Below are 13,735 nucleotides of genomic sequence, written 5' to 3' on the forward strand. Positions count from 1 at the left end.
CCTACCTAGAAAGGAAGTGAACCCTAGATGATTCTCAGCCCGAAAGACCGAATAACCACTCCGCAAGCAGCTGTTGTCGTCATCAATTTTATCCTCGGAACAGGGATCCTCACTCTGCCCAGGACATCTGTGGATAAGGTAAAAACACCGGATGTTTGGATTTCCGTTATTTTAGGCGGTCTAATCGCGATGATTGCAGGGGTGATCATTGTGAAATTAAGCCAACAGTTTCCCGAAAAAAGCTTTTATCAATATAGTCGAGAAATCGTAGGGAAATGGGTAGGTGGGCTGCTCAGTCTCATTATTGTTTGTTATTTATTAATAACTTCTGGGTTTCAAGTTCGTTCAATGGTGGAAGTAACAGGCTTTTATTTACTGGAAGGCACCCCTAATTGGGCAACCACCATGTCATTTATTTGGGTAGGTCTCTTTTTGATCATTGGAGGAATCAATCCGATTGCCCGTCTGTTTGAAATTATATTCCCTATTACGGTCATTCTTTTTTTGCTAGTTGCCTTTTTGAGTTTCGGAATATTTGAGCTGGATAACCTCCGTCCAGTATTAGGATTGGGGGTCATACCAGTGTTAAAAGGGGTAAAGACAACGGCTCTCTCGTTTACAGGTTTTGAAATCATGTTGTTCCTTCCGGCATTTATGAAGCAGCCGCATAAAGCAGTAAAAGCTGTTGTAGTCGGAATAGCTATACCCTTAGTCTTTTATTTAATAACCGTCATTATGGTAATTGGAGCGTTTTCCGTCGATGGTGTGGTCACAAGAACTTGGCCTTCCCTTGATCTTATAAGAAGTTTTGAAATCCAAGGCCTGTTCTTTGAAAGGTTTGAGTCTATGTTGCTCGTTATATGGATCATGCAAATATTTGCTACATTTACCATCACCTACTATGCTGCTGCTTTGGGGCTAGCTCAACTCTTAAAAAAGAACATTCATCCATTTATGTATGGATTACTTCCTGTTATTTACATTATCTCTATGGTGCCGAAAAATATCAATGACCAATTTAAACTCGGTGATATGCTTGGCAATGTCGCGTTTTACTTATTTGGTTTACTACCGTTGCTACTTCTCATTGTTTCAAGATGGAAGGTGGGAAAGTATGAAGCAAAATCATAACAATGTACTGTCCCTCAAAGGTATGCTCTCTGTTCTATTACTCCTGTTTCTTACGGGATGCTGGAGCAGTAATGAAATTGAAGATCTAGGTTTAAGTGTAGGTTTAGCATTAGATGAAGGAAAAGAGTCAACAATTGAGAAAGAGTTAAAGGAAAAAGGAGGGGGATATAACCAAACAGGAAAAATAACCTTAACTTATCAATTCGTTAAACCACAAGGAAAAGGTTCGGAGAGTAAGGGAGGGGAATCGCAACAAAACCCTTACGTGAGTATTTCTGAAACCGGAGATTCCATCCATCAAATGACTCGCGAATTTTCATTGAGAAGTACTCGCCACATGTACAGTCCACACCTTAAAGTGATCGTTATTAGTGAGGATCTTGCACGTAAGTATAGATTGGAACATTTACTTGATCAATTTCTTCGTGATAATGAGATTAGACCAAGCTGTCTTGTGTTCATTAGCAAGGGGCAAGCAAGCGAGACGCTGGAATCAAAGGAATCAGGAGAAATTCCAGCGTTGCGTTTGATTGGAATTTCAGATAATGAAGATCGAACAACAAGGATTTTGCCCACTATGTCACTCGCTAAATTAGAGGGAAAGATGCAATCAGGATCTAGTTTTCTTTTGCAAAATGTAATTTCGACGAACGGAGAAGTTAAATTTTCAGGAGCTGCCGTGATAACAGGAAAGACAAAAAAGCTGATTGGTTTTTTGAATGAAGAGGAATTGGATGGCTTAACGTGGATGACTGGACAGGGAAAAGGCGGTTTGGTGAAAAACTTTGATAAAGAGACAAATCAGCCAATCATTTACGAGGTAAAGTCTATGAAAAGCAAAATCACTCCTCATATTAATGGGAACAACATCTCTTTTGATGTAAAAATCGAATCAGAAGGGCGTATTTCTGAAAATTGGGTGGTTTCTGAGGAAAATTCCGGAAAAAAATTTTTGAAAAGGGCTGAAAAAGCGGCTGAAGAAGAAGTGAATCAATTGGTAAATAATGTAGGAGAAAAAATGCAAAAGGAGTACCAAGTCGACTTTGCCGGCTTTGGAAATCGATTGAGAATTGACCATCCTAAAGTATGGGAAAAAGTCAAAAAAGATTGGGACCAAACATTTAGTGAAGTTCCAATCGAATACAAAGTGAATTTAACTATTATAGATTCTGGGGCGTCAAGCTTCAAAAAGTGAGATTACTTTATAGTCTTGCTGATACCACCCAGGAAAATCCATTATGAAAGGAATATTTGTATGAGTGATAAATCATGGAGAGTTGATACATACCAAGAAGGAAAGTACAACATAAGTGTTAGAAAAAATTTGGAAAATGACCGTGTGGATGAAGGAGATTTCCCTGAAAAGGGACTTAAGGAACAAACTAACCCTAAACATAACTCATAAGGAAAGTTTACTTTAATAAATTAAGAAGGGATACCTCGAATTGAGATTCCCTTTTTGCAATTGAATAGCAGTGAAATCAAAACATTATTAATGATAACAGATGGCTTTTTTCATCCAAATTATTCAATTGAAGAAACATTTACAAAAATACATACAAACGGTTTACAAGTATAATCTATGGAATTAGAACAATATGAGAAAAGGAATAATCTTCGCTCAGATGATAAGACGGGGATCATGATTAAGCTTATATGATGAGGAGAAGTCTACATGAAAGTAGAATCGGGATGGATTAAAGATATTAATTTATCATTTAACCAACCGCTTATTGCTTTAAAAGATGTCATGTACATCATTGTACACCATACAGAAGAAATAGGTTGGGATATTAATAAGATTCATAGTTTTCATCAGGATCAACGTGGTTGGAGTGGGTCACATTCTGGGACATCATGAATTAAAAGGGGTCACAAAAAGTTGTCCAGGTAAAAACTTTAATATGGGCCTTATAAATTAAACTTAATCAAAATAAACTGCTTCATAGGGATTTTTTAAGTATTTAAAAGCCAGTTCAATTTGTGTTTTTGTATTCCTAGCTGTTGACAGAGGAGGCAGTTCGTTTTCAGCAAAGAACTTCACTTCACTTGTTTCAATTCCTTTAGCTGGCTCTTGCCGCCTGAAGAGTGGCTCACCAAATCGTATATACGGATGGAGGCCTTATCTCGATGCAACTCATGCTTGTCGCCCGATCAAAAGGTTACGACACTGTTCCGATGGGAGGTTACGATAAAGCGAAGTTCGTAGAAGCTTTCGGAATTTCCGAACAGTTTGTGCCAGTTATGCTCAACGAACGGCTTGGTAAAAGCCTTTATTGATCATGTTGCACAGTTCAAATGCCTTCTCTTGACATTCCCCATGGAACTTTTTTGCATATTTTCCAGCCGGAATGGGCAATTTTTATCAGTATAGTACTTGGTGAAAAATGCCTTTTTGGGGGGAATAATTTGATTTTTAATAAAGAGCAGTTAAGAGAAGAAGCGCATAAAACAGCATTAACCCACGATCCTTACATAAGTCGAAAGAAATCAACACGCTTTATACGGTCAAATGAGTCCGACTTTGAGAAATTGCGTAACTTTGTTAACGACTTAAGAGATAATCGTTCATCCTGTTCACAGCCAGCCGAAGAATGGTTACTAGATAACGCGGAATTTTTGGAAGAGCAGGTGCTTGTAGTAAACCAAGAGTTGACGAAAAATTTTGTTCACTCTTTACCCCACCTCAAAAAAACGGGGGATTCTAGAGTTTATTCGATTTGTACAAACTATCTTCAATTTAACGACGGGCTTTTAGATATGGATTCATATATTTCCTATCTACAGTCTTATCAAGAAGTTTCTGTACTGACAATGGGTGAAGTTTGGGCTGTGCCGCTTATTATGAGGGTGGCTTTGATTCGCCGGTTGGCCGAAATCATGGATACAGTTAAGGAAAGACGCGATGTTTGTGTGTTGGTTGAAAAGTTACTTACCGATATCAAGACCACAGAGATCACCCCTGAAAAACTGAAGCAAGTATTAGAGGAAGCTGGACAAGAAATGCCTCTTTCTGGTCCGATGATTGTCCATTTGGTAAAACATCTGCGCGAGCGAGCGGATTATACGGCAACAGTCGGTGAATGGCTTATTTGCAAATTGGAGAATGGACCAGAGAGCCTGGATCACATATTGTCATATGAATATCAGCTCCAAGCAGCCTTCCAAGTAACAACAGGTAACCTAATCACTAGCTTGCGTAAGCTTTCTCGATGGGATTGGAAGGAAACCTTTGAGCAAATTAGCATGGTGGAGCAATCACTAAGGAAAGAGAGGACTGGCCTTTATGCGCAACTTGATTTCTCTAGTCGTGATACTCTTCGAAAGAGGATCGAGAGCCTTTCGAGACGTTTAAATCTGCCGGAAAATCTTGTGGCAGCACAAGCAGTGGAGCTCGCGGATAAATATGGAGAGAAACTATCAAGTGAGGAATCGCAAGAACAGGAAAATAGCGAGGAACGAGCAGATACATATGGAAAGGAACTTAACGAAAAATATAGCAAGGATAAAAATCGTCAATTATTTGTTGCCTATTACTTATTAGATCCCAATGGCATGATGCTATTGAGACAAGCGTTAAAAATGTGTGGTAAACCACGAGCTCTCCCAGAAACAGGTTTAATGCGCCGAGCCACAGGGACCTATTTTAATATGTTAGCAGTATACTTCGCAGTGTTCTTGATTGCCTTTTCAATATGGATAGGTTGGGATGAATTTTTTACACCGCTTCAATGGCTTGCTATTCTAGGAACTCTTTTGTTCCCAGTGACAGAATGGGCGGTTACTTCAGCTCATTGGTTTATTGAACGAGTCAAAAGTCCAGTCCCATTATTGAGATTTGATTTTTCAAAAGGAATTTCCGCTGATGCGAAAACGATTGTCGTGATTCCTGTCATCTGGTCATCGATCACAGAAGTAAAGGAGTTGACAGACCGGCTTGAATTGCATTATTTAGCGAATCGGGATTCCAATCTCCACTTTGCGTTACTTGGCGACTTCCATGATGCGGAGACAGAGTCACTAGAACAGGATGAAGTCATTTTAACAGCGGCTAAAAAAGAAATTGAACGATTGCGAACGACCTATTCCAGCACAAACTTTCATCTCTTTCAGCGAAAGAGGCAATGGAACCTGTCAGAAGGTGTTTGGATGGGATGGGAGAGAAAGCGTGGAAAGCTAGTCGAATTTGTAGAGCTTCTAAAAGGGAGAAAGGATACAAGCTTTGCTTTAATAAAAGCCGAGTTGACTACGCTTCAGGATGTGCGTTATATCATTACGCTCGATTCTGATACGCAGCTTCCACTGGAAAGCGCCCAGCGAATGATTGGTACACTGCATCTACCCTATAATCAACCGATCCTAAATGATACAAAGACAAGAGTAATCGAGGGCTACGGGGTGCTTCAACCAAGACTCAGTATGAGTCATGAGGCGTCATTGAAATCGCGCTTTGCCCGTCTATTTTCAGCGGATCCAGGGTTTGATCCATATGCGTTTGCCGTTTCTGATCCGTATCAAGATGCAATGGGTCAGGGGATTTTCACTGGAAAAGGAATATTTAATGTAGATGCGTTTTATCAAGTGCTATGTGAACGGATTCCGGATAACCGGGTGTTGAGTCATGATTTACTTGAAGGGAGTTTCCTGCGTGCAGGCCTGCTTTCCGATATTGAATTAATTGATCATTATCCAGCGAAGTTTATCGTCTTTCAAAAGCGGCTGCATCGCTGGGTAAGAGGAGATTGGCAGCTATTACTATGGTTGCTGCCAAGAGTGAAGAACCGAAGAGGTGAACTGCTGCCAGTCGATATGTCTGTCCTGACAAAGTGGCAGATCATTGATAATTTACGGCGGAGTCTAATGTCTACGTCACTATTTATTACCACACTATTAGCAGTCACGATCCTTCCGGGATCACCTTTACGCTGGATCGCATTGGTGGCTGCGACATGGTTCTTGCCTGTTCTTCGCCAACTTGTTACCTTTCAGACAAGTTTCATGAATCTGCGTAGTATTTTAAACACGGCGGCTCAAGTCTTGTTAGGGATTGTTACCTTGCCGTTTCAAATAGTCCTTTTGCTTGATGCTATTGTGAGATCGTTGTATCGTTTATGGTTTTCAAAAAAACGGATGCTCGAGTGGGTCTCAACGGATGAAGTGAATCGGAATAGTGAACGGAAGGGGACTCCTTTGCTCCAATCCATGTTAGGAGGTTATGTTCTTTGTCTTTTGTTCTTGGCGGCAACCTTATTTCATGAAAATACAGTGGTGCAGGTCATTGGGCTTACATTAACGGTGATGTGGATATGTGCTCCACTTGTCATAAGGTGGCTCGATCAGCCATCTCCAGAGGAACGTTTGGCATTTTCGGAAGAGGAGCTCGAAGAATTAACGAACCTGGCTCAGCAAATATGGTCTTTTTATGAAGATTTTGTTACCGAAAAAGAGAACTGGCTGCCGCCTGACAATGTGCAAATGGAACCGCCGAACGGGGTAGCGCATCGAACCTCTCCTACCAATATAGGGATGTATCTTACCTGCGCATTAGCGGCGAGGGATTTTGCGTTTATTGATACCCCTGGATTAATTTTACGGTTGGAGCGGACATTGGAGACACTTGAGCGGATGGAAAAGTGGGAAGGGCATTTATACAATTGGTATGACACGGAAACACTGAACCCGTTGTCACCGAAGTATATATCAACAGTTGACTCTGGAAATTTAGTGGGCTGTCTGATTACGGTAAAGGAAGGCTTAGCTGAGTGGCTAGACTCTTTTGATAAAAAGGAAACACCGATTTACCACTTTCATAACGATGAAAGACTGAAAACGGCTTTTTCCGAAGAAATCGCACCAGATGTCTCGAGACAACGAAGTGGTAAGAAGGCAAATAGTATATGGCGCGATAGGGGTCATGTGTTGCTTAAACGGATTGAAAAATTGATTGAAGAAACCAATTTCCAGCCACTATTTGATCATAGAGCTAATCTTTTTTCCTTAGGATACCATGCTGATCGAAATACACAGGATGAAGTGCTATATGATTTAATGGCGTCTGAGGCAAGAATTGCTAGCTTTGTCGCGATTGCGCTTGGTCAAGTGTCTGTATCCCATTGGCATGTACTTGGAAGAACGATGACAAAAGTGGGGAAACGGCCCGTCCTCTTGTCCTGGTCTGGAACCATGTTTGAATTTTTAATGCCATGGCTGTTAATGAGGACCTATCGAAATACCTTGTGGGAAAAGACGTATGCTGCAGTTGTGGATCGCCAAATTCAATACGCACACCAGAGAGGAGTGCCATTCGGGATCTCTGAGTCAGGCTATTATGCGTTTGATTACCAAATGAATTACCAATATCGGGCCTTCGGTGTCCCGGGTCTCGGTTTTAAACGAGGACTTGAACAAGATTTAGTTACTGCACCGTATGCAACGATCATGGCTCTGCCATTTGCAAAGGATCAGGCTTTGGATGCTTTGAAAAAAATAGAGAAGTTAAATGGTCGAGGTAAATATGGCTTTTATGAAGCAATGGATTTTACGCAAGAAAGGCTCCCTAATGGGAAGCAGCATCAGGTGATTCAAAGTTTTATGGCCCATCATCAAGGGATGAGTTTCTTAACCTTAGCGAACCTATTGCTGCCAAAAACAATGGTAGAGAGATTCCATCGGAACAAACAAATCCGTTCAGCAGAATTACTTTTACAAGAGCGGATTCCTAAAACGCCGAAGTATATTAAGCATCCAGCCTTGGGACGTGTGCACAAGCCTTATTCCAAAACCGCTCAGGATGTTCCAACTGTAAGAGAGTATATTTCACCTGACACAAAGGTTCCTGAGGTCAGTGTTCTCTCAAATGGTTCGTTCACAACAGTGGTAACGAATACCGGCAGTGGTTTTAGCCAGTACAAAGGTTTATTGCTCTCTAGATGGCGTGAGGATCCGGTAATGGATCCATGGGGGAGCTATGTTTATATAAGGGATATCTCCCAAGATAAAGTATGGTCGCCGTCGTACCAGCCATGCCGAGTGAATTCTCCGGAACAACTCGTAAAATTTGAATTAGATCGTGCTACGTATATGCGGGAGGATGGAGAGGTTAAGACAAATATGGAAATTTGCGTTTCATCGGAATGGAATGCGGAGCTGCGTAGAATAACATTAACCAATAAAGGTGACGAAGCAAAAGTTTTGGAGGTTACTACTTTTGTTGAGCTTGCTTTGTCCAATCCGATCGCAGATGCTGCACATACTGCTTTTAGCAAGCTTTTTATCCGGACGGCTTTCGATGCTGGATCAGGCTGCCTTATTGCTGGCCGAAGACCTCGTGAAGCAAAGGACCAGACACTCTGGTCGGCACATTCACTCATGGTGGAGGGTGATACCCTTGGAACGGTAGAATTTGAAACAGACCGCGCAAGCTTTATTGGCCGAGGCTATCGGCTATCCAATCCCCACGGAATCCGGTCTCGCCTTCGTGGTAAGGTTGGTTCAGTGGCCGATCCAGCCTTTGTGATGAGACGGCGGATTTGCATTGAACCTGGCAAGGAAATTCGATTAGTGGCCGTCACTTCGGTTAGTGAGACAAAGGAAGATGCCATCGAAATTATCCGTAAGTTTGCTCCTAATCAAGCTGTGGAACGGGCGTTTCAATTATCATGGAACCGAGGACAGATTGAAATTCGTAATCTGCATCTAACGAATCGAGAGGCAACTGATTTTCAAAGGCTGGCAGGTCATATTTTATATACTCCTCCGCTTAAAGAGGGACGTAGTGAAAATATTTCAATCAATAGAAAAGGTCAGTCTGGACTATGGAGTTTTGGGGTATCTGGTGATCGACCGATCGTCCTCGTCCGAATTGAAGACCGAAGCCAAATGCCGTTCGTTGTAAAAATGTTAACAGGCCATGAATACATTAGGAGACTTGGTCTCTTATTCGACCTTGTACTCCTTAACGAATCGGAGGAAGGTTATCAACAATTCTTGCAAGAAGCACTTCAGCAGGCGGCAGAACATGGAGTGGACCGATTTGGTGCAGGTTTATCTGGAGTATATGTGATTGCCTCGAATCAATTGGCTGCGGAGGACAAAGCATTGTTAATGGCCGTAGCGCGTGTCGAGTTCCGTGCAGGCGGTGCTAGTATAGAAACGCAAATGCGATTGCCTAAGGTTGAAACAGAAAATGAACCGCTTAGGTCTGAAACGAAAAATGGGTTGCCGGCCCAACTTAATCCAGTGTCTTCTGCAAGAAATAAGTTCGTTTCTTCAGGTCAAGCCATTCAAGCGGAAACGAAAGATTGGTTATTTTTCAACGGGTGGGGTGGTTTTTCTCCCGATGGAAAAGAGTACCGGCTCATGATTAAAAATGGAAACCACTTACCGGCGCCGTGGATTAATGTCCTGTCCAATCCTCGTTTTGGCTGTCTCATTTCCGAGATGGGATCGGGTTATACCTGGTGGCAGAACAGCCGTGAATGCAAGCTAACGCCATGGTCCAATGATCCCGTCCTTGATCCGCCCACGGAAACAGCCTATTTAAGAGATGAGGAAAGTGGTCAGTTCTGGTCAGTTGCACCATCCGCAGATCATACAAACGAGCCATATAAAATAACGCATGGCAAAGGATTTACAAAGTTTGATCACGAAAGAAACGGTATTAAACACGAAATGATGGTATATGTACCATTAGAGGATCCGGTAAAAATCATCAAGTTGAAGCTGCAAAACAAGACTACGGAGCAAAGGCAGATTTCTATTACCTATTATGCCGAATGGGTATTAGGGGTTCAGCGACAGATGAATGCACCATTTATTGTGACGGAATGGGATGAGTCCGCGCGGGTCATGATCGCCAAAAACACATATCAAGAAACCTTCCGTGATGCCACCGCATTTTTGGGGATGTATCCACAGATGGGTGCTGATAAGGGCCCAGACCATTTAAACGATCTTACGTGGACCGCGGACCGTAACGAATTTATAGGACGAAATGGAACTATGGAACATCCAGCGGGAATGGAGCGTGTGGGATTGTCATGTCAGACAGGCACCCATTACGAATCTTGTGGTGCGATTCAGGCTAAGCTCACGTTAGACCCGGAGAAAGAGCAGGTTGTCTATATTTTATTAGGATGCGATGATTCTAAAGAGAGTGTCTTACAGTTAACTGAGAAATACAGCCAACCTTCCGCTTGTGATCAAGCGATGGAGGAGATTACTTCTTTTTGGGGCCATCATTTAGGCCAAATTCAAGTGTCAACCCCGTCAAAGGAAACCGATTTTATGTTGAACGGGTGGTTATTATATCAGTCTCTTGCCTGTCGAATATGGGCCAGAACGGCCTTTTATCAAGCGGGAGGAGCATTTGGCTTTCGCGATCAATTGCAGGATTCGCTAGCACTCCTGCATACGATGCCAGAAAAAACAAGAGCACAAATCGTGCTCCACGCCTCCCACCAATATTTAGAGGGGGATGTGCAGCACTGGTGGCATGAAGAAACGGAACGTGGAATCCGGACGACGTTTTCGGATGATTTATTATGGATGCCGTATGTAGTTTCACGTTACATCGAGCATACTGGTGATCGAACGGTTTTGGACGAAGTCGCACCGTTCCTAGTGAGTGAACAGCTTGCTGAGGGTGAACACGAACGCTATGAACCGACCGTACGTTCTTCTGAAACGGGATCTGTATATGAGCATTGCCTGCGAGCGATCGATCGGGCATTGAGCCGGATTGGTGAGCATGGTTTGCCATTAATCGGTGTAGGAGATTGGAATGATGGCATGAATCAGGTTGGTGTGAAAGGACGAGGCGAAAGCGTATGGCTCGGTTGGTTTATTTGTGACGTGCTGAACCGATTTGCCGAGATTTGCGAATTACGTGGGGATTCTGAACGGGTGGAGTCATTCCAGACAATGCGGCAACAGTTAACAGACTCTCTCAACAATGAGGGCTGGGATGGTCAATGGTACAGACGTGCATTTACCGATGCAGGACAATGGCTCGGCTCCATTCAAAATGAGGAGTGCCGGATTGACGCCATTGCGCAATCATGGTCCGTAATCTCAGGTGCGGCACCAATGGATCGTGCTGTTCAGGCCATGAACTCGTTTGACAGGGAACTCGTCGAGCAGGACCTTGCTATTGTTCGGCTATTGACTCCAGCTTTCGATCAGACAGAACCAAGCCCTGGATATATCCAAGGTTATCCACCAGGAATCAGGGAGAATGGTGCCCAATATACACATGGAGTTATTTGGGGCATCATCGCTTGGTGTCAGCTTGGGAATGGTGATAAGGCAATGGAGATGTTTACAATGCTTAATCCGATGACGCATACTCGTACTGACCAAGAAGTAAGAAGATATACAGGTGAACCCTACGCTATAGCCGCTGATGTGTATACGGCAGAACCTAATCAGGGTCATTCAGGATGGACATGGTATACGGGTGCATCAGGGTGGTTTTATCAGGCAGGTATCGAGTGGATCCTAGGGATTCGGCGCCGAGAAACTCGTCTTTATATTGATCCGCGTATTCCAAGTGAGTGGCCGGGATTCTCTGCTACGTACCGATTTGGGAAGACTCTTTACCACATTAACGTTAAGAATGGGTCTGGTGGCAGTGGAAGCGAGTTGACTGTTGACGGCGTGCAAATTCCGATTCTTAAACAGGAAAAAGCTGCAGGACCATTTGTGGAATTACGAGATGACGGACTCGACCATCATGTGGAATTGAGAATTTAGGAAAAATAAAAACATGGGTAAGCTCCTTTTACTTAATAAAAATAGGGTCTAGGATTATGGGAACAGGCCAATTAAAGTAAGACATTGAAAAAGAACCACTAATTAAAATATCTAATTGATAGGGATAGGGAACACAACCTGCACTAAGGGGGTCAGTGTTCCCGTTTTTTTAATATTTTTAGTTATAATAACTACAAAAGGAATTTCGAAATTAATATAGAATAATTATTTGTTAACGTTTTAATAGAATGGCTTGCTTGAAAATTAGCGGAGGTGGAAAAATGAAAGCTTTATTTATCGGTGGGACGGGAACGATTAGTTCTGCCATAACGAAGCAATTGGTAACAATGGGATGTGAGCTTTATCTTCTTAATAGGGGGAGTCGGAAGAATCGCTTGCCAGAAGGGGTAAACTTACTTAAAGCCGATATTAATGATGAAGACCAAGTTTCCAGACTGATTGAAGATTTAGAATTTGATGTTGTTGCTGATTTCATTGCGTTTGAACCTGCACAACTTGAAAGAGATTATCGATTATTTAACGGGAAAACGAAACAATTTATCTTTATTAGTTCCGCTTCTGCCTACCAAACTCCTTTGTCCGACTATCGAATTACAGAAGGAACGCCATTATCAAATCCATATTGGCAATATTCGAGAAATAAGATTGCCTGTGAAGAGTATTTGCTGAAGCTTTATCGAGAGGAAAGCTTTCCGATTACTATTGTAAGACCAAGTCACACCTATGACGAACGTTCGATTCCTCTTGGAGTACAAGGAAGCAAAGGTGCCTGGCAGGTAGCCAAACGAATGCTGGAGAATAAACCGGTTATTATTCATGGGGATGGAACATCATTGTGGACGATGACACACAATCGTGATTTTGCTAAGGGCTTTATTGGATTAATGGGCAATATCCATGCAATCGGTGAGTCTGTTCATATCACTTCCGATGAAAGTCTTACCTGGAATCAAATTTACCAGGCCATCGCGGATGCACTCGGAGTTAAACTGAATGCGATCCATGTGTCATCTGAATTTTTGGATGCATGCAGTAAAGAGGATTACAGGGGGGGATTATTGGGGGATAAGGCCAATTCCGTCGTTTTCGATAATTCTAAACTAAAAAGACTGGTTCCCGATTTTGTTGCTACGACCCGATTTGACCAAGGGATTAAGCAAACGGTCGAATACATATTAGCACATCCTGAACTACAAATACCGGATGAGGAATTTGACATTTGGTGTGATAGGGTTATTGACGCATTAAATACGGCATTAAAGATGATTAATGAATAGATCCTATAAAAGGATGTTCTTTAAAAAAGAAGATGACTAATTATTGGAGAGATAAACCATAAACGTTGGCAGATACTAATTTTCGTCACCAATAAAAACAAAAAATTAGGAATCCTGCTTTTTTTCATAAGAAAACAGACGGATAAGTTGCTCTGTTATTATTTAATGTTGATTACGTGTGAGAATTCATAGGCGGAGAAATTCCGGTTAATGTAAATAGAAGAAGCTTAAGAAGTGGAAATAAGGGGAGATATTCCCTTTAACTGCTCTAAAATAAGACAAAATCCAACGATTTGGATCATATTAGGGGAAAAACTTCCTTTATTTATAGGGAAATATGGGTATTTCCCAATTTAAGTGGAATTTTTACCTTTATTTTCCCATCATCACAAAATCCACATTCAGTTATAACAAGAGTTAAAAATTTTAAATCAATAGTTGAAAAAAATTCGTAAAATGTTCACAAATCAATGAATCCATGTTACTATAAGAAAGGTTTATAGAGGATGGAACGTTCATTGATGTAAGTTAATAATAATTGACTATATATCCTG

6 protein-coding genes and 1 pseudogene are annotated in these 13,735 nt (G+C 41.9%); all 7 read left to right on the forward strand.

Annotation, left to right across the window (positions count from 1 at the left end; all coding sequences use genetic code 11):
- The first annotated feature begins 27 nt into the window (after positions 1 to 27).
- Entirely contained in the window at positions 28 to 1,131 is a 1,104-nt protein-coding gene (locus AC4QJR_RS12590) for a spore germination protein (protein WP_496526394.1), read from the forward strand.
- A complete protein-coding gene (locus tag AC4QJR_RS12595; RefSeq protein WP_496526395.1) occupies positions 1,115 to 2,326 on the forward strand; it encodes a Ger(x)C family spore germination protein in 1,212 nt (403 codons plus the stop codon). The genes AC4QJR_RS12590 and AC4QJR_RS12595 overlap by 17 nt, the downstream gene beginning before the upstream one ends.
- A 60-nt stretch (positions 2,327 to 2,386) precedes the next feature.
- Positions 2,387 to 2,536 carry a hypothetical protein gene (locus tag AC4QJR_RS12600; protein ID WP_496526396.1) on the forward strand — a complete coding sequence of 50 codons (150 nt, stop codon included), beginning with the start codon at positions 2,387 to 2,389 and terminating at the stop codon, positions 2,534 to 2,536.
- Positions 2,537 to 2,806: 270 nt separating this feature from the next.
- Positions 2,807 to 2,992 (forward strand): hypothetical protein, encoded by a 186-nt coding sequence (locus tag AC4QJR_RS12605; protein WP_373561696.1) that lies wholly within the window; start codon positions 2,807 to 2,809, stop codon positions 2,990 to 2,992.
- Positions 2,993 to 3,228: 236 nt separating this feature from the next.
- Positions 3,229 to 3,381 (forward strand): annotated as a pseudogene (locus AC4QJR_RS12610) (nitroreductase family protein); the annotation flags it as partial.
- A gap of 159 nt (positions 3,382 to 3,540) precedes the next feature.
- On the forward strand, positions 3,541 to 11,883 hold the full coding sequence (locus AC4QJR_RS12615) for a glycoside hydrolase family 94 protein (RefSeq protein ID WP_496526397.1): 8,343 nt from the start codon (positions 3,541 to 3,543) through the stop codon (positions 11,881 to 11,883).
- A gap of 281 nt (positions 11,884 to 12,164) precedes the next feature.
- Positions 12,165 to 13,181 (forward strand): SDR family oxidoreductase, encoded by a 1,017-nt coding sequence (locus AC4QJR_RS12620; RefSeq protein ID WP_496526398.1) that lies wholly within the window; start codon positions 12,165 to 12,167, stop codon positions 13,179 to 13,181.
- Positions 13,182 to 13,735: the final 554 nt, after the last annotated feature.

It is taken from the genome of Neobacillus sp. BP17 (assembly GCF_059579525.1).